This is a genomic window from Massilia sp. CMS3.1 (assembly GCF_051262535.1).
Lineage (GTDB): Bacteria > Pseudomonadota > Gammaproteobacteria > Burkholderiales > Burkholderiaceae_D > Telluria.
Map to the genome: position 1 here is coordinate 39906 of NZ_JBIMES010000005.1, position 25412 is coordinate 65317.

The 25412-nt window shown below is 64.3% G+C and carries 20 protein-coding genes; 7 read left to right on the forward strand and 13 right to left on the reverse strand.

Going from position 1 to position 25412, the window contains the following annotated elements:
• Positions 1 to 64: 64 nt before the first annotated feature.
• From ACHAC9_RS09735 to ACHAC9_RS09745, 3 genes are all read right to left on the reverse strand, one after another.
• Complete coding sequence (locus ACHAC9_RS09735) at positions 65 to 682, reverse strand: exopolysaccharide biosynthesis protein (RefSeq protein ID WP_435759554.1); 618 nt, start codon at positions 680 to 682, stop codon at positions 65 to 67.
• Positions 682 to 2274, reverse strand: a complete 1593-nt coding sequence (locus ACHAC9_RS09740) for a TerC family protein (RefSeq protein WP_435759556.1) — start codon at positions 2272 to 2274, stop codon at positions 682 to 684. The genes ACHAC9_RS09735 and ACHAC9_RS09740 overlap by 1 nt, the downstream gene beginning before the upstream one ends.
• Positions 2275 to 2436: 162 nt before the next feature.
• Entirely contained in the window at positions 2437 to 2775 is a 339-nt protein-coding gene (locus ACHAC9_RS09745) for a hypothetical protein (RefSeq protein ID WP_435759558.1), read from the reverse strand.
• A gap of 135 nt (positions 2776 to 2910) precedes the next feature.
• Here ACHAC9_RS09745 and ACHAC9_RS09750 point away from each other — a divergent pair, with 135 nt between their 5' ends.
• A complete protein-coding gene (locus ACHAC9_RS09750; RefSeq protein ID WP_435759560.1) occupies positions 2911 to 3879 on the forward strand; it encodes a Bug family tripartite tricarboxylate transporter substrate binding protein in 969 nt (322 codons plus the stop codon).
• A 6-nt stretch (positions 3880 to 3885) separates the two neighbouring features.
• Here ACHAC9_RS09750 and ACHAC9_RS09755 read toward each other — a convergent pair whose 3' ends face one another.
• Complete coding sequence (locus ACHAC9_RS09755) at positions 3886 to 4812, reverse strand: LysR family transcriptional regulator (RefSeq protein WP_435759562.1); 927 nt, start codon at positions 4810 to 4812, stop codon at positions 3886 to 3888.
• A 95-nt stretch (positions 4813 to 4907) separates the two neighbouring features.
• On the opposite strand from ACHAC9_RS09755, the gene metE reads away from it, so the two are divergent.
• The 3 genes from metE (at position 4908) to ACHAC9_RS09770 (ending at position 10182) form a co-directional block, all read left to right on the forward strand.
• Complete coding sequence (gene metE, locus ACHAC9_RS09760) at positions 4908 to 7217, forward strand: 5-methyltetrahydropteroyltriglutamate--homocysteine S-methyltransferase (protein ID WP_435759564.1); 2310 nt, start codon at positions 4908 to 4910, stop codon at positions 7215 to 7217.
• A 107-nt stretch (positions 7218 to 7324) separates the two neighbouring features.
• Positions 7325 to 9718 (forward strand): TonB-dependent receptor plug domain-containing protein, encoded by a 2394-nt coding sequence (locus tag ACHAC9_RS09765; protein WP_435759566.1) that lies wholly within the window; start codon positions 7325 to 7327, stop codon positions 9716 to 9718.
• A gap of 146 nt (positions 9719 to 9864) precedes the next feature.
• On the forward strand, positions 9865 to 10182 hold the full coding sequence (locus tag ACHAC9_RS09770) for an H-NS histone family protein (RefSeq protein ID WP_435759568.1): 318 nt from the start codon (positions 9865 to 9867) through the stop codon (positions 10180 to 10182).
• Positions 10183 to 10976: 794 nt separating this feature from the next.
• Here the strand turns inward: ACHAC9_RS09770 and ACHAC9_RS09775 are convergent.
• Together ACHAC9_RS09775 and ACHAC9_RS09780 are read right to left on the reverse strand one after the other, a co-directional pair.
• A complete protein-coding gene (locus ACHAC9_RS09775) occupies positions 10977 to 12659 on the reverse strand; it encodes an alkaline phosphatase D family protein (RefSeq protein ID WP_435759570.1) in 1683 nt (560 codons plus the stop codon).
• 157 nt (positions 12660 to 12816) lie between these two features.
• Entirely contained in the window at positions 12817 to 14295 is a 1479-nt protein-coding gene (locus ACHAC9_RS09780) for an alanine/glycine:cation symporter family protein (RefSeq protein ID WP_435759572.1), read from the reverse strand.
• A gap of 243 nt (positions 14296 to 14538) precedes the next feature.
• On the opposite strand from ACHAC9_RS09780, the gene ACHAC9_RS09785 reads away from it, so the two are divergent.
• Positions 14539 to 15510, forward strand: a complete 972-nt coding sequence (locus tag ACHAC9_RS09785; RefSeq protein ID WP_435759574.1) for a Bug family tripartite tricarboxylate transporter substrate binding protein — start codon at positions 14539 to 14541, stop codon at positions 15508 to 15510.
• Positions 15511 to 15573: 63 nt separating this feature from the next.
• Here ACHAC9_RS09785 and ACHAC9_RS09790 read toward each other — a convergent pair whose 3' ends face one another.
• The 4 genes from ACHAC9_RS09790 to ACHAC9_RS09805 form a co-directional block, all read right to left on the reverse strand.
• Positions 15574 to 16905, reverse strand: a complete 1332-nt coding sequence (locus ACHAC9_RS09790) for an ATP-binding protein (protein ID WP_435759576.1) — start codon at positions 16903 to 16905, stop codon at positions 15574 to 15576.
• Entirely contained in the window at positions 16902 to 17564 is a 663-nt protein-coding gene (locus ACHAC9_RS09795) for a response regulator (protein ID WP_435759578.1), read from the reverse strand. The genes ACHAC9_RS09790 and ACHAC9_RS09795 overlap by 4 nt, the downstream gene beginning before the upstream one ends.
• Positions 17565 to 17609: 45 nt before the next feature.
• On the reverse strand, positions 17610 to 19130 hold the full coding sequence (locus ACHAC9_RS09800) for a Do family serine endopeptidase (RefSeq protein WP_435759580.1): 1521 nt from the start codon (positions 19128 to 19130) through the stop codon (positions 17610 to 17612).
• Positions 19131 to 19335: 205 nt separating this feature from the next.
• Positions 19336 to 19815 (reverse strand): Hsp20 family protein, encoded by a 480-nt coding sequence (locus tag ACHAC9_RS09805; protein ID WP_435759582.1) that lies wholly within the window; start codon positions 19813 to 19815, stop codon positions 19336 to 19338.
• A 216-nt stretch (positions 19816 to 20031) separates the two neighbouring features.
• Between ACHAC9_RS09805 and ACHAC9_RS09810 the strand changes: the two genes are divergently transcribed.
• Both ACHAC9_RS09810 and ACHAC9_RS09815 read left to right on the forward strand, forming a co-directional pair.
• Entirely contained in the window at positions 20032 to 21945 is a 1914-nt protein-coding gene (locus tag ACHAC9_RS09810; RefSeq protein WP_435759584.1) for a M61 family metallopeptidase, read from the forward strand.
• A gap of 64 nt (positions 21946 to 22009) precedes the next feature.
• Positions 22010 to 22360 carry a hypothetical protein gene (locus ACHAC9_RS09815; RefSeq protein ID WP_435759586.1) on the forward strand — a complete coding sequence of 117 codons (351 nt, stop codon included), beginning with the start codon at positions 22010 to 22012 and terminating at the stop codon, positions 22358 to 22360.
• Positions 22361 to 22419: 59 nt separating this feature from the next.
• Here the strand turns inward: ACHAC9_RS09815 and ACHAC9_RS09820 are convergent, their stop codons facing one another.
• The 3 genes from ACHAC9_RS09820 to imuA form a co-directional block, all read right to left on the reverse strand.
• A complete protein-coding gene (locus tag ACHAC9_RS09820; RefSeq protein WP_435759588.1) occupies positions 22420 to 23184 on the reverse strand; it encodes an alpha/beta hydrolase family protein in 765 nt (254 codons plus the stop codon).
• A gap of 66 nt (positions 23185 to 23250) precedes the next feature.
• A complete protein-coding gene (locus ACHAC9_RS09825) occupies positions 23251 to 24732 on the reverse strand; it encodes a Y-family DNA polymerase (protein WP_435759590.1) in 1482 nt (493 codons plus the stop codon).
• A complete protein-coding gene (imuA, locus tag ACHAC9_RS09830) occupies positions 24662 to 25369 on the reverse strand; it encodes a translesion DNA synthesis-associated protein ImuA (protein WP_435759592.1) in 708 nt (235 codons plus the stop codon). The genes ACHAC9_RS09825 and imuA overlap by 71 nt, the downstream gene beginning before the upstream one ends.
• Between the last annotated feature and the right edge of the window lie 43 nt (positions 25370 to 25412).

A 25412-nucleotide genomic window follows, 5' to 3' on the forward strand; every position in this document is an offset into this window, starting at 1 on the left:
AACGAGGTCAACTGACAATAATTTCCGTGCGGATACGAAAAGTCACCGCAGCGAATTCACACAGTCATGCGAAAAATTTCATGACGACGAACAGGGTCGCCTGCAGCGCGGCAAACAGCACCCCGGACACCACCACAGCCGCGACTACCGCCGTGACGAGTCCTCCAACGATCCAGTAGCCGTCGCGCTCCAGAATCCCGAGCGCCAGCATGCTGATCGCCAGCGCCGGCAGCATATTTCCCAGCGGGATAGGGAGCAGTACCACAATCGCCAGCAGCAGGCAGACCACGCCCACCAGGTACTCCATGGGCGGCAGTGCCCAGACGCTCGCGCGCGGACGCAGCATCCTTTCGGCACGCTGCAGCCAGGGGCAGATGCGCCCGATCAGCCTTTGGAAGTCAGCGCGCGACATCGAACGCCTGGCGATGAAGCCGGGGAGCCAGGGCTGCCGGTTGAACGCCAGCTGCGCGGCCAACAGCACCAGCGGCGCGCCGAGGATGACCGAGGTGCCGGGCAAGGCCGGCAGCGCGTTCGGGCAGGCGAACACGAACAGCAAGGCGCCGAGCGCCCGGTCGGACAGCGCCGTCAGCAGGTCGCCGACCGAGACGCGTTCGCGCCCCTCGTCGTCGGCCAGCTGCTGCAAGACCTCTGACAAGGCCGGACCACCGGCCAGTTCTTTCATCAATTCTCCTTCACATTCTCGTGGGATTGTGCCTCGTGAGGCGACACCATGGCGATCCGGCGGATCGATACCTTGAGAATGCGCCGCTCTTCGACGGCCAGGATCTCATAACGCAAGCCATCCAGTTCGACACTTTGCCCGACCTCCGGGAAACGCCCGAAGCGCGCCAGCAGGAAGCCCGCCAGCGACGTATAGTCGGCGTCGTCACTGACCAGGCCATCCGTTTCCAGCACCTGTTCAAGCAGGCGCAGGTCGGCTGCACCGTCCACTTCCCATTCGCCCGGAGCGCGCGTCTGGATGGCCAGCTGTTCGTCTTCGTCTGGAAACTCACCGGCGATCGCCTCGAGGATATCGACCGGGCTCAAGAGGCCCTGGACAATGCCGTATTCGTCCGTCACCAGCAGCAGCTGCCCATGCGAACGCTTGAGCGTATCCATGGCCTTCAGAACGCCAACGGTATCTGGCAGGATGATCGCCTGGCGCATTGGACTGCCCTCGCCGCATTCGTCGATCCGTCCGCGCAGCAGCAGGTCAGCCATCAGGTCCTTGGTGCGGCCGATGCCAACGACCTCGTCGAGCTGCCCCCGGCACACCGGCATCAGGCTGTGCGGCGAATCTTGCAACTGGCGCACGATCTCTTCGACACTGTCCTCGAGATTGACCCAGGACATTTCCGAGCGCGGCGTCATGATCGAGCGGATCGAGCGGTCCGCCAGCATCAGGACTCCACTGACCATATTGCGTTCCTCAGCGGCGAATGTTTCTTCTTCCACCACCTGCGCATTGGGTGCTTCGTTCACCGGATCCATGCGGTTGCGGCTGCCCATCAGACTCAGCACCCTGTCGGCCGTACGCTCGCGCAGCGGTACGCGTGCTTCGTTCTTAAGGAAATTGCGGCGCGCGAACTGGTTCAAGGCTTCGATCAGGATCGAGAAACCGATGGCCGCGTACAGGTATCCTTTCGGGATATGGAAGCCCAAACCCTCGGCCACCAGGGACAGGCCGATCATCAGCAGGAAGCTCAGGCACAGGACGACGACTGTCGGATGCGCATTCACGAAGCGCGTGAGCGCCTTCGAGGCCAGGATCATGACGCCGATGGAAATGATCACGGCCGCCATCATCACGCCCAGTTCGTCGACCATGCCGACCGCGGTGATGACGGCGTCGAGCGAGAACACGGCGTCGAGCACGACGATCTGCGCCACGACGACGCCAAAACCCGCATATACCTTCGGGCCAGTGTGCGCATGGGTAATGCCTTCCAGGCGTTCATGCAGTTCGGTGGTTGCCTTGAACAGCAGGAACAGGCCGCCGCCAAGCAGGATCAGGTCGCGGCCGGAAAAACTCTGCGTTCCAACCGAAAACAAGGGTTCCGTCAGCGTCACCAGCCAAGACACGATCGTCATTAAGCCCAGTCGCATCACCATTGCCAGCGACAAACCAATGAGCCGCGCCTTGTCGCGCTGGTGGGGCGGCAGTTTGTCCGCCAGGATCGCGATGAAAATCAGGTTGTCGATACCCAGGACGATTTCCAGGACGACAAGTGTAAGCAGACCCGCCCATATTGTCGGGTCGAATAGCCATTCCATGTATTACCTCTTCAATTTTTTTACAATGTGATGCCCCATACGGCGCCGGCTCGACGAGCGGCATGCTCGGAATCAGGGATCAAGGGGATGCCGCCAGCAGATGCGCTGTGTGAGCGGCGTGCGCACGGCACAGTCCATGCCAACGACGGCAGGGACTGCGCATCAACGCAGGGGTGGAGGTTTTACCGGTGGGAATGGCGCCAGACCGCGCCGGGATGGCAGCTGCGAAGCAAGCGAACGGCCAGGCAGAATGGTCGATTGCCAGTGACCTTCCTCATTGACCGTGTCATGAAAATCCATACCGGAAGGCGGTTCGTCCGCATCGGGATCACCCATCGACTGCATCTCGGGCGCGACTTCGGTATCGGCAATGAGATCGCCTGCCGACACCCCACCGTATTGCGTCATAGCCGCTTGCTGCACCGACGATACAGACGTCGACAGCGCAAATACATTCAAGGGAAACAGCAGGATCAGGAAAATGACGAATGCTCGTCGCATAAGGAGGTCGTTGGACGGGACGAATCGAGTATATCAGTTATTCTGCCAGCCAGTTTTCCGGCGTGTGGTACCGGTCGGTGCGCAGGTCGATGAGCGCATGTTAAATTATTGCCAACCAAGACCAATCGAGACCTCATGATCTTCTCGACCATCACCCGGCGCTGCATGGCCGCCATCGCATTCGCCGCACCGGCCTCGGTGCTGGCATTCCCGACCGGCCCTGTCGAATGGGTCGTCCCCTACGCGGCAGGCGGCGGTTCCGACGTCGTGGCGCGAGTGATTGCGTCGGAAATGACGAGGACACTTGGCCAGCCGATTGTCACCAACAACAAGCCGGGCGCGGGCACCAATATCGGCGCCGCGTATGCCGCCAAGGCGAAAGCGGACGGACATGTCGTGCTGACGGCAGATACCGCCACCCTGGCGACCAACCAGTTCCTGTATACGAAGCCGGGTTACAACGCCGAGCAGGATTTCGTGCCGGTCGGCCTCATCGCCCGCTTCCCGATGATCCTGGTCGTCCACGCCGACGTACCGGCAAAAAACCTGCAGGAATTCATGGCCTGGGCGAAGGCGCAAAACAAGCCGGTGGCTTACGGCAGCCCGGGCGCCGGCAGCCCGCATCATCTCGCCATCGAGCTGTTTTCCGATGTGTCCGGATTGAAGCTGCTGCACGCGCCCTACAAAGGCGCGGCGCCCGCGGTACAGGACGTCATCGGCGGGCAGATTCCGTTCATGTTCATAGACACCGCTGCGGGTGGATCGCACATCCGCGCCGGCAAACTGCGCGCCATCGGCGTCGCCAGCCTGAAGCGGGTCGCCCATTTCGAGACCATCCCGACACTGAGCGAGCAGGGACTGGCCGGCTTTGAAGCCTATGCATGGCAGGGCATGGTGGCGCCGGCAAAGACGCCGGCGGCGACTGTCGAGACATTGAACCGCACCCTGCTCAAGGCGATCGATACGCAAGCCGTCAAAACGCGTTTCGAGGCGCTTGGGCTGGAAGCTACTCCGGGCAGTCCGAACGACATGACTGCTTATGCCAAAACCGAGCGCGAAAAATGGGGGAAGGTCATCAAGGCGAAGGCGATCAGGCTGGACTGACCGGCGCTACAGCAAGCGGATCCCGGGCAGCGCCAGCAACGAGGTCTCGCGCATCACCTGCACGAAGTCCGCCAGGTAAGCATTGCCCGCCAGCCGCTTCGGCACCACCGCGTACAGGCGCGCGGTCAAACCATCGGGGCCGATGCGCTGGCGCGCCACGTAGCCGCGCTCCAGATACCCGTTCACCGCCCATAGCGGCAAGGCCGCGAAACCGCGCCCGCTGGCCACCAGTTGCAGCATGCCCACCGTCAGTTCGGTCGTCCTGCGCGGCGGCTCCACGCCGGCCGGGCGCAGCACCTGACGCACCAGGTCGAGCATGTCGTCCGGCACCGGATAGGTGATCAGGGCCTGGCCCGCGAAATCCCCGGCCACCAGGTGCGGTTTGGCCAGGTAAGGATGGCCCAGCGGCAGAATCGCGACCATCTCGAATTCGAACAGCGGATGAAACACCATGTCGGTTTCGGTCTCGTCCAGTTCGGAGACGATCGCCAGCTCCGCGCGGTCCTGGTGCAAGAGGCCCACAGGGTCGGCCTGGAAGCCGGACACGATATCCTGCTCGACTTCCGGCCAGCGCTCGCGTAGTGCGTCCATCGACGGCATCAGCCAGTCGAAGCAGGTGTGGCACTCGACCGCGATGCGCAGCTTGCCGGCAGCAGTGCTGGCCATGCGCGCCAGGTCACGTTCGGCCGAGCCGACCAGCGGCAGCACATGGACCGCCAGGTCGAGCAGGCGCTGGCCCGCCGCCGTAAAAGCCACCGGCGCCGACTTGCGCTCGAATAAAACAGCGTCGTACTGGCGTTCCAGCGCCAGCACTTGGTGCGACAGGGCCGATTGCGTCACGTTGAGCAGCTGCGCCGCGCGCGAGATGGTGCCGGCCTCCCTCAAGGCGAGCAAGGTGCGCAGGTGACGCAGCTCGAGGATCGATGTTCCCATTAGTTTTTTTCACATGATCAGAAAAATTTGTCGTTTGAATTATGCATCAGCTCTGCCGATAATCGATAGCATTCTTCATACACCTATCGAAAATCATGATCAAAATTCATACGCTGGGCTATCCCCGCATCGGCCTGCAACGTGAACTGAAGTTCGCCCTCGAACGCCATTGGCGCGGCGAGACCGATGAAGGCGCGCTGGAAGCGGTCGGCGCCGAACTGCGTGCACGCCACTGGGCTGAGCAAAGGGATGCCGGGCTCGACTTCGTCACCGTCGGCGACTTCGCCCTCTACGACCATGTGGCGAACCATATCGGGCTGTTCGGCTGCGAGCCGGCCCGCTTCGGTTTCGACGGCAGCGAAACGGCGCTGGCGCGCTATTTCACCCTGGCGCGCGGCGTGGCGCACGAGCATGCGCAGGGCCTGTGTTGCGGCGCGGCCGCAGGTGGCACGGCGGCACTCGAAATGACCAAGTGGTTCGACACCAACTACCATTACCTGGTCCCCGAATTCGATGCCGCCACCCGCTTCAATCTGGCACCCGGGCGCCTGTTGGCCGAAGTGGCGCAGGCGCGCGCACTCGGCCACCGGGTGAAAGTGGCGCTGATCGGGCCCTTGAGCTTCCTCTGGCTGGGCAAGACGCGGGAAGCCGATATCGACAAACTCGACCTGCTCGACGACCTGCTGGCGCCCTACTGCGCGCTGCTGGCGCAATTGAACGATGCCGGCGCCGAGTGGGTGCAGCTCGACGAACCGATTCTTGGCCTGGATTTGCCGGGCGCCTGGATCCTCGCTTTCGAGCGCGCCTACCGCACGCTCGCCACGGCGCAGCTGCCCTTGCTGCTGTCCACCTATTTTTCGCCGCTCGAAGAAAACCTGAGCATGGCCTGCAAGCTGCCGGTCGCCGGCCTGCACGTCGACGCGGTGCGCGCCCCCCACGAGCTGCAATCGATCGCCGACTGGCTGCCGGAGACCAAGGTGCTGTCGGTCGGCATTGTCGACGGCCGCAACATCTGGCGCGCCGACCTCGACACGGCGCTGGCGCGCCTGCTGCCGCTGGCCATGCGCCGCCGTGGAGAACTCTGGCTGGCGCCTTCCTGCTCGCTGCTGCATGTGCCCTTGAACCTGCGCGAGGACCCCGCCATCGACCCCGAACTGCGCGCCTGGCTGGCCGGCGCACGCGAGAAACTGGGCGAACTGCAGGTGCTGCGCCGCGCGCTGATCGAGGGCGAAGGCAGCGTCTATCTCGAACTGCGCGAGGCCCGTGCCGCACTCGAGGCGCGCCGCACGAGCGAGCGCGTACGCCGGCCGGCCGTGGCCGCGCGCGTGGCGGCGCTGGCGGTCGGTGCCGACCGCCGCGCAAGTCCCTATTCCGTACGCCAGGCGGCGCAGCAAGAACGCTTCCATCTCCCGCCCTACCCGACCACGACCATCGGCTCGTTCCCGCAGACGGCGGCGATCCGGGCCGCGCGCGCCGCCTTCAAACGCGGCGAACTGGCGCGGCCCGACTACGAGGCGGCGATGCGGTGCGAGATCGAAGGGGCGGTACGCGAACAGGAAGCGCTGGGACTCGACGTCCTGGTGCATGGCGAGGCCGAGCGCAACGACATGGTCGAGTATTTCGGCGAACAGCTCGACGGCTTCGCCTTCAGCGCCAACGGCTGGGTGCAATCGTATGGCTCGCGCTGCGTCAAGCCGCCCGTGCTGTTCGGCGACGTGGCGCGCCCGGCACCGATGACCGTGGCATGGAGCACGCATGCCCAAAGCCTGACCGCGCGCCCGATGAAAGGCATGCTGACCGGACCGGTGACGATTCTCCAATGGTCGTTCGTGCGCGACGACCAGCCACGCTCCCTCACCGCGCTGCAAATCGCCCTGGCGATCCGCGACGAGGCAGCCGACCTGGAAGCGGCCGGCATCGGCATCATCCAGATCGACGAACCGGCGCTGCGCGAAGGCCTGCCCCTGCGGCGCGCGGCCTGGGCCGGCTACCTGGACTGGGCCACCCACGCATTCCGGGTCGCCGCCTGCGGCGTCGGCGATGCCACCCAGGTCCACACCCACATGTGCTACGCCGAGTTCAACGACATCCTGCCGCAGATCGCCGCGCTCGACGCCGATGTCATCACCATCGAGACCAGCCGTTCGGACATGGAACTGCTGCGCGGCTTCGGCACCTTCGCCTATCCGAACGCGATCGGGCCGGGCGTCTACGACATCCACTCGCCGCGTGTGCCATCGGCCGGCGACATCCTGCGCCTGATGCGCAAGGCGGCCGACGTGATCCCGGCCGGGCAGCTATGGGTCAACCCCGATTGCGGCCTCAAAACGCGGGCCTGGCCCGAAACCCGGGCGGCGCTGGCGAACATGGTGGAGGCGGCGCGGCTGCTGCGCCAGCCGGGTTAAGGCCGCAACCAGCTCCATTTCGGTGCAACCGTTGTGTTTCAGACACATCGACTGGTTGAGTCCGTCAATATTGTTTAGCATGCAATTTTCACCTTTGGAGATGTTGCGTGTTCAAACAGAATCAATTGCGCCGCGCCGTGCTGCTGGCCTTGTACGGCAGCGCCGCCCTTGCCCTCGCCCCGTGGGCTGTGGCCCAGACCGCAACCCCCGACGCAGCCCAGGCCGGCGCCGTGCAGAGCGTGCACGTGGTCGGCACCCGCCGCACCGGCGCCGCCTCCTCGACCGACACCCCGGTCCCGGTCGACATCATTCCGATGACGCGCCTGGCCGAACAGGGTAGCCAGTTCGACCTGGCGCAGACGCTGACGAATATCTCGCCCTCGTTCAATTCGACCCGCCAGACCGGTGCGGACGGCGCCGACCTGGTTGATTCGGCCGCGCTGCGCGGTCTCGGTTCGGACCAGACCCTGGTGCTGGTGAACGGCAAGCGCCGCCACACGACGGCCCTGGTCAACCTGTTCGGCGCGCGCAACCGCGGCAACACCGGCACCGACATGAATGCGATCCCGCTGCTGGCGATCCGCAACGTGCAGGTGCTGCGCGATGGCGCGGCCGCCCAGTACGGCTCGGACGCGATCGCCGGTGTGATGAACATCGAACTCAAGAAAAGCCTGGGCTGCGAAGCCGTCACCGGCTTCGGCGAATACACCGAAGGCGATGGCGAGAACTACCTGGCCTCGGCGTATTGCGGCATCGCCCTTGCAGGCGGCACCTTCGGCGTGACCGGCGAATATCTGTTCCGCGACCGCTCGAACCGCGCCGAAGAAGGCAACCCGCGCATCATCGGCGACAGCCGCTCGGAAAACCAGACCGTGTATATCAACGGCGAGATCCCGCTCGGCGAGGGCCGCCTGTACACGACGCTTGGCGTGCAGCGCCGCGACGCCTCCTCGGCTGCGTTCGCGCGCGGCGGCGTCGGTTCCGACGACATCCCGTCGCGCAATTCGGCCGCCATGTACCCGAACGGTTTCGTGCCCTTCATCGGCGCCGACGTCGACGACCGCTACGCCACGCTCGGCTACCGCCAGAAGTTCGGCGAGTGGAATGCGGACTTCTCGCAGACCTACGGCTACAACCGCCTCGACTACACGATCGCCAACACCCTGAACGCCTCGATCGCCAATCTCGACCTCGAACGCGGCGGCCGCGGCATCAGCGCGGCTTCCTTCGGCGCGGGCGGCTTCGCTTTCCGCCAGGCGACGTCGAATGCCGACTTCAGCCGCTTCTACGGCGGCATCTTCCAGGGCTTGAACGCGGCCTTCGGCTTCGAGCACCGCCGCGAGAACTACAAGATCTTCCCTGGCGAGTCGGGTTCGTACATCGACGCCGACGGCGTGGGCATCGGCGGCAACGCCGGCAGCCAGGGCTTCCCGGGCTTCCAGCCGGGCGATGCCACCGACCGGGATCGTCACAGCACGGCCGCCTACATCGACCTCGAGGCGGACCTCACGGACCGCCTGAAGGTGCAGGGCGCGCTGCGTCACGAGCGCTTCTCGGACTTCGGCGCGACCACCGACGGCAAGATCGCCGCCGCGTATAAACTCGGTGGCGGCGTTCTCGTACGCGGTTCGGCCAGCACGGGCTTCCGCGCGCCGTCGCTGCAGCAAGTGTACTTCTCCTCGACCTTCACCGACTTCGTCAACGGCCAGCCGCTCGACGTCGTGCTGGCGCCAAACGGCGGCGCGGTGGCAAATGCCGCCGGCATCCCGGCACTGAAGGAAGAGAAGTCGAAGAGCATCACCTTCGGCGCGACCTGGTCGCCGACCCCATCGACCTCGCTGACCGCCGACCTGTACCGCATCGACATCGACGACCGCATCGTCCTGTCGGGCCGCTTCGACGCCGAGAACTACCCGGCGCTCGGCGCGACGCTGCAGAACCTGGGCGTGGGCCAGGCCCAGTTCTTCGTGAACTCGGTCGACACCCAGACCGAAGGCCTGGACATCACGGCTTCGCACCGCATGCCCTTGGCTGCCGGGCGCCTGAACACCTTCCTCGCGCTGAACTTCAGCAAGACCGAAGTGACCGGCGTGCATGCCCCAAGCGCGCTGCAAGGTTTCGAGGACGTGCTCCTGTCCGAGCGCGAGCGCCTGTTCATCGAACAGGGCGGCCCGCGCCGCAAGGCCACGCTCGGCTTCGAATACACGCAAGGCAAATTCGGCTCGGACTTCCGCATCATCCACTTCGGCCCGCAGACGCTCGGCACCTTCTCCGGCCCACCGGTGCCGAACGCGTACTACGAACCGAAGACTTCGGCCGACCTGTCCTTCAGCTGGTCGTTCAGCGAGCGCACCAGGCTGACCGTGGGCGGCACCAACATCTTCAACGTCAAACCGACCGCGCAGGATGCGAACGAAACCGACAACGGTTTCAAGTACGAGAGCGTGCAGTTCGGCCTGAACGGCGCGGCCTACTTCGCGCGCCTGTGGCACAAGTTCTGATGCAGCGGGCGCCGCGAGGCGCCTTGTGAACATGGATGAATGAAAAGAGGGGCACGCAAGTGCCCCTTTTTTCGTTGCACGTTTCTACACCGGACCTGCTGTCATGATAGGGTGGTGACTTCGTTCACGGAAAACACCAGATCAACATGCAAGACCTATCCAAATATTCGATCACGCAGCTTCGCGCTCTGGAAGTCCAAGTCATCGACGCGTTAAAAACTCAACACTTCCTCAGCATCAGCCAGGCGCGCGAGCAAATCCTTCACATCGCTCGCAGCGCGGGTTTGTCTGACAAACAGCTTCTCGCCATCAAGGTCCCTAAAACGCCGAAGCCGGGCAAGGTCGAGGTCAAGTACCGCAACCCTGCGGATCCCAAACAGCAATGGAGTGGCCGGGGACGCCAGCCGGCATGGATCAAGGCCTTGCTTGCGTCTGGAAAGTCGCTTGAGGATGCGAAACCGTAATTGACATGCTGGTGCGGGCTGGGTTGATACAGTCGAGGCAGGTCTGTAATCGGCCAGAAGCGAGCGCTTTCGGCCGGCCGGAAGCAGACGTCAGCATTCCTGGCCAGCCTCAGAGGTCGCCTACCGCAAGCTTCATGTTCAAACCTTGCAAAGCGCTATTTTTGTTTATCTTCCGACAAATTTTTGGCCAGTGGTTGCCTTGTTAGCTTGTGGTTCCGCACAAGCGACCAGTCCAATGGTCGTTGACGAGCGCGCTGGGTGGTTCAGGCAAAGACCATGTTTCGGCACCTGGAAAAAAACAGCTGGGGTATTGGCATGACTATCGCGAACCAGTTTCGTCCAGGCACAGGCATAGCTGGCGATCTGTCGGTACTGGTCCCGGTAAGCTTGTCCCTGCTCGACTGCTATGGGTCGGGAGCGGCCCATCTCGACAGGCAACTATCGGCGAAGAGCGGAGCGTTAGCGCACATATAAAAACGCATGACATCTATACCGCCAGCGCGCAGCAATGGGTGTGCCTTGATCAGGCGATTCCTCACTTTCCACAGTCGCCGCAGCAGCCAGATTAATTGGATGAAGAGGTCGCGTCAGCACTCCATTCGTCGTCCATTGCTCGACAGGACCCGGCATATGACATTGCCTTCGACGCCCCTTAGTTTCAGGTACTCGACCGCGCTCGAGGTATTCGTGCTTTGCTGGACTTTAAGCGCACACTCGACGGTGTGAGCATCGTACTTGAGTCCATCACAACCGATACGCCATGCGGATCGCCGCTCGCCTGTTGTCCTGCTCATTTAAGCCGCCACGATCTTCCTGTTCATCGCCCCCGGCAAGGTGCGCAGCGTCTTGCCGACGGCGGCAGTATAGGTTTTCGACGTGACCGTGCTGACGTAGCGGTACTCGGCGCGCGTCTCGGTTGGCGTGACGGTCAACACCACGAAGCCGCGCGATGCTGTCTCGGCATACTGCAGCGGCCCGATCAGCTGTTCCATACCGGCGCCAACAGTGGCCGGCGCGGCGGTCGGAAAGTAGCCTTCGAATCCCGGCGAGGTGACGGACGGCACGCCAAATTCGACGCCGATCGATTTGCCGTTCGTGTCGGCCAGGTCGCTTGCCCAGGCGTTGTGCGTGTCGCCTGCCAGGACCACCAGGTTCTTGTCGAGCGTGCGCGCCATGTCGAGCACGGTTTCACGCGCGGCCTGGTACCCATCCCAGGCGTCGAGGTTGTACGGCACCGGCGTTGCGGCCAGTTGCTGCTGTTCCGCGGCGCTCAAGGGGACCCCGGCCTGAACCTTGGCGGCGATGGCGAAGTAGGCCATGTAGCCTGTGGTGCCGAGCACCATCGGCGCCGGCAGCAGCATCCTCGCCATCAATACCTGCTGCCCCAGGATTTGCCAGGTAGCGGTCGATTTGCTCATCTGGCCCTGCAGCCACGCAGTCTGCTGCGCACCCATCAGCTGACGCGCGGGGTTCGACACGTCGGCCGTGAAGGCGGCGCCATCGAAGCTGCGGTCGGCTCCCACATAAGCGGCATAGGCCAGCTGTTTGTCGCGGCCGATGACGCGGGTGTCGAGCATGTGCAGCGACAGCAGGTTGCCGAAGTCGAACGAGCGGTAGATGCGTTCCGGCCGCGCCGCGTCCGGCAGGCGGATGGGCATCCATTCGTGGTACGCCTGGATCGCCATTTGGCGCCGCCCCGCCCACAGGCCCTCGGTTGCGGGATTGTGGTTTTCCGCACCTCCGCTCCAGGTGTCGTTGGTCAGTTCGTGGTCGTCCCAGACGGCGATGAAAGGAATGCGCGCATGCACGGCCTGCAGGTCCGGATCGGTACGGTATTGCTGATAGCGCAGGCGGTAATCGGTCAGCGTGATGATTTCGGTGGCCGGCTGCGACACCCGGTTCATGCTGGCGGCGTTTTGGGATGCATAACCGCCGGCCGCATACTCGTAAATGTAGTCGCCCAGGTGCAGGCCGACGTCGATGTCGTCGAATTTCGCCGCATCGCCGTAGACATTGAAGTAGCCGGCGGGATAATTCGAACAGCTGAACACGGCAAAGCGCACGCGCGAGACGGCGCCGGTTGGCAGCGTCCTGGTGCGGCCGACCGGCGAGGTCATCCCCTGGCAGGCAAAGCGGTAGTAATAGGTTTGGTTGGCCGCCAGGCCGGTGGCATCCACTTTCACCGTGAAGTCGCTGGCGGCGCCCGTGCGGGTGCTGCCGGAAGCGGCGGTGATCGTGAATTGGCTGTCCTGCGCGATCTCCCACGCCACGTCCAGGTCACCCGTGCCGGCGGCCGTGATGCGCGTCCACAGGATGACGCGATCGGCGAGCGGATCGCCGCTGGCCACCCCGTGCGCGAAGCTGACCGCACGCTGGTCCGGGTCGCCGCCGCAAGCGGTCAGCGGCATGGTAGAGACGGCCACGGTGCCGAGGGAGAAATTGCGGATGAACTTGCGACGCGAATGGGATTGGGTCATGGCAGGCCGTTGGCGAGAGTGGGCGACGGCCTATCGTAAGCAAGGCAAGTTACCTTTTGATGACCTCGACGCAAGGTCCAGCCAAACAGTCAGGCGAAGTTCGCATCGACGCCTGTGCCGGATACGAAAACAGCAGCCGAAGCTGCTGTTTGTCGTGTTAGCCCACCACTTTCTCGACCTTGCCTGCCTTCCTGCGGCCCTCCTCGATCACACGCCGCTCCCAGTAATCGGCATTCTTGATCCCCAGCGCCAGCGGATCGAACTGCGGATCCTTGCCCTGCGCTTTTTGCGCCTCATAGTCGCGCAGGCATTTGAAGGCCACGTTGCGCAGCAAGAGGATGGCGATCAGGTTCAGCCAGGCCATCAGGCCCACGCCGATGTCGCCCAGCGCCCAGGCCAGATCCGCCGTCTTGATGGTGCCGTACACGGTGGCGGCGATGATCGCCGCCTTGAGCAGGAACTTCAGCCATGGATACTTCGCATGGCGGTCGATGTAGGAGATGTTGGTCTCGGCGATGTAGTAGTAGGCCACGATGGTGGTGAAGGCGAAGAACAGCAAGGCAATCGCCACGAAGATCGCGCCGAAGCCCGGCATCACGTTTTCCAGCGCCGTCTGCACGTAGCCGGGACCGCTGGCCACGCCCTGCACGCCTGTGAACATGGCCTTGCCATCGGGTCCCTCGACGTTGTACTGCCCGGTGATGAGCAGCATGAAGGCGGTCGCGGAGCAGACGAACAGGGTGTCGATGTAGACCGAGAAGCCTTGCACGAGGCCCTGCTTGGCGGGATGGCTGACCTCGGCCGCGCTCGACGCGTGCGGGCCGGTGCCCTGCCCCGCTTCGTTCGAATACACGCCGCGCTTGACGCCCCACTGGATCGCCAGACCCAGGATCGCGCCGAAGCCGGCATCCATGCCGAAGGCCGAACGGAAGATCAGTGCCATGACCTCGGGCAGGCGCTCGAGGTTCATCAGGATGATGACCAGGGCAACCAGGATGTAACCGAGCGCCATGAACGGCACCACGACTTCGGCGAAGGTGGCGATGCGCTTCACGCCACCGAAGATGATAAAGGCCAGCATGACCGCGAGGCAGGCGGCGGTGACGTTGCGGTCCAGGCCGATGGCCGTCTGCAGGCCTTCGGCGATGGAATTGGCCTGCACGCCCGGCAGCAGCAGGCCGGTGGCGAAGACGGTGGCAAAGGCGAAGGTCAGCGCATACCATTTCATGCCCAGGCCCTTCTCGATGTAGAAGGCCGGACCGCCGCGGTACTGGTTATTGATCTGCTCCTTGTAGACCTGGCCCAGCGTGGACTCGACGAAGGCCGAGCTGGCGCCCAGAAAAGCGACGGCCCACATCCAGAACACCGCGCCCGGACCGCCGAAGGTGATCGCGGTGGCGACGCCGGCGATGTTGCCGGTGCCGACACGCCCGGCGAGCGTCATGGAGAGGGCCTGGAACGAGGACACGCCCTGCTCCGAGCTTTTACCCTCGAACATCAGGCGGATCATTTCACGTACGTGGCGCACTTGCAGGAAACGCGAGCGGATCGAGAAATACAAGCCCACGCCCAGGCACAGGGCGATCAGGGCGGGACTCCAGATAATGCCGTTGATGGTGCTGACCAAATCGTTCATCTACATCTTCCGTGGGTAAGCCGAAGCGGCATGGCTGTCGGTCTGGTTGTTCAACTGTCGCCGGATAACATTGTCTGACAGGCAAAAAGAGAAAGATACCCGAAGCCGGGCCGGACGGCCAACGTATTGTTGAGCAGCGTTTCCTGAACGGCCCGTATTGACGCCCAGCCGGGGAACTGCGCGCATGTGCCTTCGTGTAAAATCCCCGTCGTCAGATGGACAATCAACCAAAGGATGTCGGATATGAAGCTACTCTCCAAATCGTTCGCGCTCGCTTTCGCCGCGTCAGTCGTATCGCTGAGCGCCGTTGCTCAAAACTGGCCCGAGAAGAATGTGAACGTCGTCGTGCCATGGCCACCGGGCGGTCCGTCCGACATCGCGGCGCGCCCATGGGCCAAGCACCTGACCCAGACGCTGGGCAAGACCTTCGTCATCGATAACCGCGCCGGCGGCGGCGGCAATATCGGTACCGCGGCGGTCGTGCGTTCCCCAGCGGACGGCAACACGCTCCTGATCACCTCGAGCGCGCCGATCGTCATCAATCCGAGCGTCTACAAGGGCATGACCTTCGACCCGCTGAAGGACCTGGCCCCGGTCAGCAACCTGCTGCGCGTGCCGCTGGTGCTGGTGGCCAATCCGTCGGTCCCGGCAAAGAACCTGAAGGAACTGATCGCCCACATCCAGTCGAAGAAAGGTTCGTTCTCGTTCGCGTCCTCGGGCAACGGCACGCCACAGCACCTGACCGGCGAACTGTTCAACAGCGTCCAGAAACTCGAGATGGTGCACGTACCGTACAAGGGTTCGGCGCCGGCGATTTCCGACCTGCTGGGCGGCCATATCCCGATCATGTTCGACAGCACCATCGCGATCATGCCGCACATTAAGAGCGGCAAGGTGCGCCCGATCGCCATCTCGGGCTCGAAGCGCTCGCCGCTGCTGCCGGACGTACCGACCTTCGCCGAAGCCGGCATTCCGCAAATCGAGTCGTACGCCTGGTACGGCCTGTTCGCACCGGCCAAGACGCCAAAGGCCGTGATCAACAAGATCAATGCCGAGACGATCAAGTTCATGAAGTCGCCTGAATTCGAAAAGATCCGCGCCGAAACCGGTTCGGACCTGCTGGTCGACACGCCTGAAAACTTCACCAAGTTCGTCCAGGCCGAATCGGCCAAATGGTCGAAGGTGGCGAAGGATAGCGGCGCGACGGTGGATTAAACTTTCGCATGCTGGACGTAAAAAAGGGACTGGATCACTTCAGTCCCTTTTTTTATTGATACCCTAGGTCTTCGCCAGCGGAAAGCGCACCGTGGCCGCCAGGCCACCGAGGCGCTCGGACTTGTCGAGCGTGAGCGTGGCCCCATGCCGCTCGGCGATCGCCTTGATGATCGCCAGGCCCAGGCCGCTGCCGGCGGCGTCGCTGCCGGCGACGCGGTAGAAGCGGTCGAACACGCGCTCGCGTTCTTCAGGCGGGATGCCCGGGCCGCTGTCTTCGACCATGACGTCGACCGCCGCTTTGTCGGCGCGCACGGCGATGTCGACCGTGCCGCCGCCTGGGGTGTACTTGATCGCGTTCTCGACCAGGTTGCGCAGCAGGATGTGTAGGGCATCGGGCTGGCCGTCGATCATGGCGGCATCCGCGTGCTGCAGGCCGAGGTCCACTTCCTTCGCCTGCGCAAGACCGACCAGGTCGCCCACCGTACGGCGCGCCAGTTCGGCCAGGTCGACCGGACGGGTGGCGACGCCGTTCGCGGCCGACGCTTCCTGGCGCGCCAGCACCAGCAGTTGCTCTACCAGGCGCGTGGCGCGGTCGATGCCGGCGGTCAGGCGGCCGACGGCGACCTTGCGCGCTTCCGGATCGGGAGCGCGGTCCAGGCTTTGCGCCTGCAGGCGCAGCGCGGCGAGCGGGGTGCGCAACTCGTGGGCGGCGTCGGCGACGAAATTCTGCTGGGCGTCGAAGGCCGTGCGCACGCGCCCGAACAGCAAATTGAGTTCGTGCACCAGCGGACGCACTTCGTCCGGCAGGCCGGCTTCGGACACCGGCGACAGATCGTCGGCCTGGCGCGAGGCGACCTGCGAGCGCACGCGCGCCACCGGCTCGAGCGAACCGCTGACCACCCACCACACGACCAGCATCAGGATCGGCATCATGACCGCGATCGGTCCCAGCGTACGCAGTGCCAGGTTGCCGGCCATGTTGCGCCGTACGGCCAGGTCCTGCGCGACCTGCACGGTCTGGTTGTTGGTCTGGATCGAGAACACGCGGTAGGTCGTGCCGTTCGCCTTCAGGTTGGAAAAGCCGAGCACCGCGCGCTGCGGCAGGCGCGCACGCGAGACGCTATGGAAAACCTGCACGCCGTCCGGGGACCACATCTGCACCACCAGGTCGTCGTTGCCGGGCGCCGCCTCGAGGCGTTCAGTCGCCTCGGTGTTCGACAGCGGCGTGCTGGAACGCAGCGACAGCGCCATCTGCTGCATGTGGTAGTCGAAGATCTGGTCGGCGTCATCGAGGGCGGTGCGGTAGGCGATCGAGGCCTGGGCCAGCGCCGCCAGGGTAATGGCCGCCAGCAGGAACCAGAGCAGGCGCCCGCGCAGCGAGTGCGTCACCTTCATATTTTCGGGACCATATAGCCGACGCCGCGCACGTTTTGAATGAGGTCGCTCCCCAGCTTCTTGCGCAGGCCGTGGATATACACTTCGACCGCGTTGCTGGAGACTTCATCGCGCCAGCTGTAGAGCTTTTCCTCGAGCTGGGAGCGCGACAGCACGGCGCCCGGTCGCGCGACCAGCGCCTCCAGCACGGCCCATTCGCGCGCCGACAGCGAGACCGGCTCGCCGTCGATCAGGGTTTCGCGGGTGGCGGGGTTGATGGAAATGTTCTTGTATTCGAAGATGGGTTCGGCACGCCCGGCGGCGCGCCGCAGCAGCGCGCGGATGCGTGCCAGCAGCTCGTCGAGATCATAGGGTTTGAGTACGTAGTCGTCGGCGCCGGCATCCAGCCCGGCGATGCGCTGGGCGACCGAGTCGCGCGCGGTGGCGACCAGCACCGGGGTGCGGTCCTTGCGGTTGCGCATGGCGCGCAGCACCTCGAGGCCGTCTTTCCTCGGCAGGCCCAGGTCGAGCAGCACCAGGTCGTAGTTCTGGTTCTGCACGAGCGCCGTGTCGGCCATTTCGCCGTCCTTCACCCAATCGACGGCGTAGTGCTCGGCCCGCAGCAGGTCGAGCACCACTTCGCCGATCATCGTATCGTCTTCCACCAGCAGCAGCCGCATAATTACCTCGATTCGTATGGTCCGGCTGCGCTGGCGAAAACGTCTTTAGCCAATCCGCACCGGAATGAAGATTCTGTCACTCCCACGCTGGATCAGCAAGGCCACCGATTTCGTGGATTTGCTGACCATCTCGCGCACCTGCTCGACCGTGGACACCGGCTTGCCGTTCACCGACAACAGCACGTCGCCCGGCATCACCCCGGCGGCAATCGCCGGCCCGCCCGCGTCCTCGATCACGAGACCGGACGAGATGCCGGTCTCGCGCCGTTCGATGGGTTCGAGGGGACGCAGCGACAGGCCCAGCTTGGCGCCCTGCTGGAGCGCCGCCATTTCTTCGCGAGGAGCGCGTGCCGGCTTCTCGCTGGCGTCGGCCAGCGTCGCGTTCAGGCGCACGGTTTTGCCGTCGCGCCAGACGTCGAGCGCGACCTTGTCGCCCGGTTTCGACATCGCCAGCATGCCCGGCAAATCGCCCGAGCCGATGATCGGCTGGCCGTTCACCGTGCGCACCACGTCGCCCGACTTCAGGCCGGCCCGTTCGGCTGCACTGCCGCGTTCGACATTGGCAACCAGCGCGCCTTCCGGCGAGGCCAGGTTGAAGGAATCGGCAAAGCCCTGGTTCACGTCCTGGATCGAGACGCCGAGCTTGACATGTTGCGCCTTGCCGGTGGCGACGATCTGGTCCTTGACGCGCACCGCGAGGTTGATCGGAATCGCGAACGACAGGCCCTGGTAGCCGCCGGTCTGGCTGTAGATCTGCGAGTTGATGCCGACGACTTCACCACGCGTATTGAACAGCGGCCCGCCCGAGTTACCGGGGTTCACGGCCACGTCGGTCTGGATGAACGGCACGTTGCTGTCGTTTTGCAGGTTACGGCCGGTGGCGCTGACAACGCCGGCCGTCACGGTCGACTCGAGGCCATACGGCGAACCGATCGCCAGCACCCACTCGCCGACCAGCAGCGAGCGCGAATTACCCATCGGGACGACCGGCAGGTTCTTGGCGTCGATTTTGAGTACCGCCACGTCGGTCGCCGGATCGGAGCCGAGCACCTTGGCACGGTATTCGCGCCGGTCGTGCAACTTGACCGTGACTTCGCTGGCGCCCTGCACCACGTGGGCATTTGTCAGGATGACGCCGTCCGGGCTTACGATGAAGCCCGATCCGGCGCCGAAAACGGGAGCGTCGTTTTGCGGGCCGCGCTGCTGCGGGCCCCCGAAGCGACGGAAGAATTCATAGAGCGGATCGTTCGGATCCATTTGCGGGCCACCACGCGCGCTGGTCTTGGTGCTGCCGACGACGCGGATGTTCACGACCGCCTTGCCGTTCTGGGCGGCGATGCGGGTGAAATCGGGCAGCGTCACGGTGGCGGCAGGTGCGCCCGCAGCAAGCGCAGGAGGGGTGACCGGCACAGGCGCAGGCGCCACGGCAACCGGGGCGCTCTGGGCGGTGGCGTTGTTATGGTTGACGGTAATCGCTCCGACCGCGCCGCCGATTACGCCCGCCGCGCATAGCGCCAGCGTGAGACGTTTTGCGGTGATGGCGTTGACTGCACCTTCGTTTTGCATGGACGTGCTCCTGGATCAAAAGGGTTGGTCGATCACGTGTGTCGATGTTGGTTAGTGTGGCTGGTCTAGCTTAGACGGTGCTTAAAGCTCAGCCTTGGGGCGTTTGGACAAAACTGTCCGCCTGCCCCAAGGCGTAAAAAAGGGCGCCCTGACCGCGGGCACCCTCTTCCTTACTGCCTGTACCGCTTATGCCACGCGTTCCGCTTTAAGCGGCCTGACGCTGTTCGATCTGCTGAACATTGTCGATGGACCCGTTGGCATCGCCAACGTGCGCGTCTGCGATCTGGATCTTGCGCGGCTTGAGTGCCTCAGGCACTTCGCGCACCAGGTCGATGGTCAGCATGCCGTTGTCGAACGAGGCGGTGGTGACCTTTACGTGGTTCGCCAGCTGGAAGCGCTGTTCGAAGTCGCGGGCGGCGATACCGCGGTGCAGGAAGGTGCGCTGGGTATCGTCCTTCTGCTTGCGGCCAGTCACGTGCAGGGTGTCGCGCTCGGCGACGATTTCCACTTCATCGCGCGAGAAGCCTGCGAGGGCCATCACGATGCGGTATTTGTCTTCGGCGAGCAGCTCGACGTTGTACGGTGGGTAGCTCGGCTGCGTTTCGGCGCGCTGCTCGAGCAGGCTGGCCAGGCGGTCGAAGCCGATGGCGGAACGGTACAGGGGAGCGAGGTCAAAAGTACGCATGATAAATATCCTTTAAAAGTTAAGCGATAAGTTGACGGACCTCATCGTGAGCATCCGTTGGAACCAATCTAATGCCACCCCAACCGTTTTTCAAGGCATACAAAATACGGATTTTTTATACTTTTTGCAAATTTTATTTGCAACGGTGTTTCAGAGTATTAAGTGATTTTCTGCGTGCTACACTCGTCCGGTTTTGGACCCCACACTGCCTACGAGATGACCGCACACGCTCCCTTCCTCTTCGCCACCAGGACGGCTTCCAGCCTCGCCCTCGCCCTGGCCCTCAGCTTTCCGGCGCAAGCCGCCGTCCCTGCTCCGGTCGACCAGCCCTACCCCGGCACCATCGTCCTGAAAGTCGATGCGACCAATTTGTCGCAGCAGATTTTCCGCATGCGCATGACGGTGCCCGTAAAGCCTGGCCCGATGACCTTCCTGTATCCGCAATGGCTGCCGGCGAACCACGGCCCGAGCGGCCCGCTGACGCAACTTGCGGGACTCAAATTCACGGCCAACGGCAAGCCGGTCGCGTGGACGCGCGACCCGGTCGAGGTGTTCGCCTTCCACGTGACCGTGCCGGAAGGCGCGACGACCCTGGAAGCGGAATACCAGTTCCTGTCGCCGCTCGACCCGGCCCAGGGCCGCATCGTCATGACCGACGACATCCTCGGCCTGCAGTGGCCATCGGTGACCTTGTACCCGGCCGGTTACGTGGCGCGCCGCATCACGGTGCAGCCGTCGCTCACCCTGCCGGCGGGCTGGCAGTACGGCACCGCACTCGAGACGGCGCAGCGCACGGGCGACGAAGTCCAGTTCAAGGCGCACGACCTCGAGACGCTGATCGATTCGCCGCTGTTCGCGGGCCGCCATTTTAAAAAGTTCGACCTCGATCCGGGCGCCAAGGTGCGTGTCTCGCTGAACGTCGTGGCCGACAATGCCGAGAGCCTGGAAGCGAAACCCGAGCAGATCGCGGCGCACCGCGCGATGGTGCAGCAATCCTTGAAACTCTTCGGCTCGCACCACTACGACCACTACGATTTCCTGCTGGCGCTGTCGGATGAATTCGGCGGCGTCGGACGCGAACACCACCAGTCGAGCGAGAACGGCGTCAAGCCGGGCTACTTCACGGACTGGGCACGTACCGAAGCGGGACGCGACCTGCTGCCGCACGAGTACACCCATTCGTGGAACGGCAAGTTCCGCAGGCCAAGCGGACAGGACGTCCCGAACTTCAACACGCCGCTGCAAAACAACCTGCTGTGGGTGTACGAGGGCCAGACCCAGTACTGGGGCAGCGTACTCGGCGCGCGCTCGGGCATGGTCTCGCAAGCCGGCGCACGCGATGCGCTGGCAAGCACGGCCGCCCGCTATGACAACACGGGTGGACGCAGCTGGCGCCCGGTGCAGGACACGGTGAACGACCCGATCGTGGCCGGCCGCCGCGGTCTCGCCTGGAGCAACTACCAGCGCAGCGAAGATTATTATTCGGAAGGCGCCCTGATCTGGCTCGACGTCGACACCAAGATCCGCGAGCTGTCCGGCGACAAGCGTTCGCTCGACGATTTCGCGCGCGCCTTCTACGGCATCAACAACGGCAGTTACCTGCCCGCCTTCTACACCTTCGACGATGTCGTCGCGACGCTGACCCGCGTGCAGAAATTCGACTGGGTGCCCTTCCTGCGTTCGCGCCTCGATGGCAACGGCCCCGGCGCCCCGCTCGACGGCTTGACGCGCGCCGGCTGGAAGCTGGTCTACACCGACACCCCCACCGATTACATCAAGGGCGGCGAGGAACGCAGCAAGTCGACCGACTTCAGTTATTCGCTCGGCTTCGCCGTGCGCGCCGATGGCGGCGTGAGCAACGTGCAGTGGGATGGCGCCGGTTTCCGCGCCGGCCTGGCCGGTAATACGACGATCGTCGCCGTGAACAACAAGGTGTTCAAGCCGGAGGTACTGAAGGCGGCCGTCAAGGCGTCGAAGACCGGCAAGGCGCCGATCGAGCTGCTGGTGAAAAAGGGCAATAACCTGCGCACGATTTCGCTCGACTACCATGGCGGCTTGCGCTATCCGCGCCTCGAACGCATTCCCGGCACGCCGGACCGGCTGGAGGCGATTTACAAGGCGCTCAAGTAAGGCGTGATCGCTTGACGCGTGTTCCGGGACTTCGCGTATGTCGGGTCGGTGGTATGCTCATACCATGACTACCGATACCGACATTGAACTGTCCGGCCCGTTCAAGGCCGTTGACAGCACCGGCCGTTCCCACGACGTCAAGGCGATCCGCATTTTCGACGAGGGCTACGGGATTATTGATGTGTACGTGGATTTCGCGAACCCCGTCGACGGCGGCTTGTACAAGGACACCGTCCTCGTCAAGCAGATCATCGACCGCCTGCGCGCGCTCGGCTACAACGGCCCCGACTTTGAGCATAGCGACCCTGGCCTGCAGGACCGCCAGCTGATCGTGCTCGAAGCGCCTGAGGAATTTGCGCCGTTTGCCAAGAGCCGTGGGTGGAAGAACCTCGCCGAAGAGTTCGACGAGGAATAGCGCCTTGTTCGTCGGTTGGGCGCCGCCCATCCGACGATTTTCCGACATGACCGGCCGTTTCAAGCGCCGTCGATATACCGCGTGCTCCACGCCGCAATCATCGCGGCCACCTGCGCCGCATCCTCCCTGCCCGTCACCAGATGATCGATCCCGTCGAGCGACACGAAGCTCTTCGGATACTGCGCCATCTCGAAAATCTTCACTGCGTTCGCAATCTCCACCGTATCGTCGCTTGGTGCATGCATGACCAGCAGTGCACGGCCCAGGTGCGCGATCCTGTCGGCCAATCGATGCCGGGTCGCGTCCTCGACAAACTGCTGGCGGATGTGAAAATCGCGCCCGGCGAGCTTGACGCGCGCCTCGCCCAACTGGGCAAGCGTGTCGAGGTGCTCGGACAACAAGGCGTTCACCACATAGTGCGGATCGCTGGGCGAGGCGATCGTCACCACGGCGGTGGACTCGGGAATGAGATGGGCCGCGGCCAGCACGGCGGTGCCGCCCATGCTGTGGCCAACCAGCAAACGCGGCGCCGTGAACTTTTCGCGCAGAAAACCGGCGGCGGCCACGATGTCTTCCACGGTCGATGAAAAATTGGTGTCGCCAAAATTGCCTGCGCTGGCACCGAGACCGGCGAAATCGAAGCGCAGCATGCCGACGCCGTGCGCGGCCAGGCCTTGCGCAATGCGGTTCGCCGCCAGTACGTCCTTGCTGCAAGTAAAGCAGTGGGCGAAGACGCCATAGGCGCGCGGTATTCCGTCGGGCAAATCCAGCTTGGCCGCCAGCTTGCCGTGCGGGCCCTGAAACTCAACGCGTTCGGTCGGCATGACGTTCCCTGTTTGAAGAAGACGCTACTCTGCACCGGATTGGGCGGGCGTGCAAGGAAGGGACGTTCATCCAAACAAGCCATGCAGGAACCACCGTGGATGCGCATCCTCCGACGCCCCCACGATCCGCTCGCGATACACCCAGTACAGCGTGTGATCCTGCCCCTCGGCGATAAAATAATCGCGCGTCTGCGGCTCGTTCCACCAGCCCGCCTCGATGCGCTCCGGGGTCGACGCCATTTTTAAAGGCGAGCCATAAAACGGCCGGTGGTTGCGCATCAGGAGCGCGATCGGTTTGGCCAAAATCCAGGTGGGGCGCGGCAGGCTTTGCACGTCCGATGGCATCTGCGAAGAGCGTACCGACTCGCGCACCTTTTGGTGCAAGGGCACCCAGGCATTCGCCACCTCGGGCCGGTAATCGGCCTGGGGCAGCGCCTGTAAAACATTGTCCGGTCCCAGGCGCGCGATCAGCAGCTCGAGCATGCGCACCCGGTCTTCTTCGCTGCCGCCGGGTTCGGGAAACAGCGACTCGGTCAAAGGCGCCATCGGCTGCAGTTGCGGGGCGTCGAGCGCGAGGCCGATGACGGGGGCTTCCAGCACCACCTGCGCCAGGCGTTCCTTCAGCAAGCGCACCAGGTGCTCGTCGCGCCAGGTCGGTTCGCCCAGCGCGATCTCGACCGCGGTGGGCGGGCGCGCTACCTTGCCCCGCTCGTGTTCGAGCAGCAGCGTGATGCGCAGGGTCGCGAGCTGGTGCGCGCACAGCCAGCCTGTGAGTTGCTGCACCAGGCGCTGGGCGCCTTGCAGGCATTGTTCGGCGTTCTCGATACGGTCGAACAGTTCGATCCTTGCGTGAAAGACGGTGGGCGCCTCGATCCATTCGAACAGCTCGGGCGCCATGCCGTAGGCGGCATCGAGCATATCGAGCAGCGCGCGGCCGCAGCGGCGCTGCAGGCCGGGACGCGGCAGGCGCCGCATGGCGCCGATGTCGAAGCAGCCGATGCCCTCGAACCAGGCGGCGAACGGCCTGGCCGGCGGCGGCAAGGTGCTCGGCAGGCGGTCGAGCCGGCGCGTGAGCGAAGCGACCGTGAGGACGCGGCCGGCGCGCCGGCGCGCCAGCATCCAGGTGCCGCGCGCGGTCGGGGCGCAGCTGAGACAGCCCGAGAAACCGAGCGCGCGCAGGCTGGCGCGCACGCGAGCACACAGGGCGCGGATGCCGCCGAACAGGCGCAGGCTGGCGCCGATGTCGATCAACAAGGTCGACTCTTCGGCCTGCGCCACCTGCGGCGTGTACTGCAACAGCGCCATTGCCACCGCGTGCAGGGCCTCGGCCTCGCGCTCGGGCGAACGCTCGACGATGCGCGCCTCGGGCATGAGCATCAGCACGCCGCCGCGGCGCATGCCGATCTGGACGCCGGCGGCGTGCGCGAGGGGCGAGGCTGCCAGCACCCGTTCCCCCTCGAGCACGACGACCCCACGGTCAGTTGACCAGTTCGGGCTGAACACCTCGAGCGGTAACTGGGGTAAATACAGGCCGATCCACAGTCGCATGGCGTTGGAGCAAAGAAGGAGTGAGGGGCAGGAACAGCGGCGCATCGCGCTGCGGTCCCCGGCGTTTGATGAAGCCGATGTCGAGCCCGCCTGCGGCAGGCCGCAAGGACAGGCGCAGCGGCGCCGGAGATGAATCCTGGGCGCTGGCCAGCGGGCGCATCATGAAGAACAGGGTCTCGCCGCATTGCGCCGCCAGGTGCAGGCGGCGCAGGCTTTCACCGCGCGCATGGTTGGTCCAGAACAGCAGCGCCCCGCAACTGCCGCTGCGCAGTACCTGCTCGGCCGCCCACAGCGCATCGGCCCCGCGGGTGGCGCGCAGCCAGATCAGCTGGGAAGGCGGCACGCCGAGCGCGGCCAGCGCCAGCGCCTGCGGCGGATGGGGCGGCTGCAGCAGCACGATGCGGCGCGATGCAGCTGCCGCCAGTGCCGGACGCAGCAAGCGCATTTCACCGATGCCGGGCTGCTGCAGCAGCAAATCGATGAGCGTGCCCGTCGGCCAGCCACCGCCCGGCAATTGCTTCGACAAGGCAGGATGGCCAGTGTCGACGCAGCGTGCATGCGCGTGGGCCAACTGCGAGGCGCGCCACAGCGAAGGGTGCAATTCTTCTGGCGTGGCAATGTGCGGTGAACAAGACATAATTGGGGAAATGCAAAAGTACTGGATGGATGTACAGTACTCG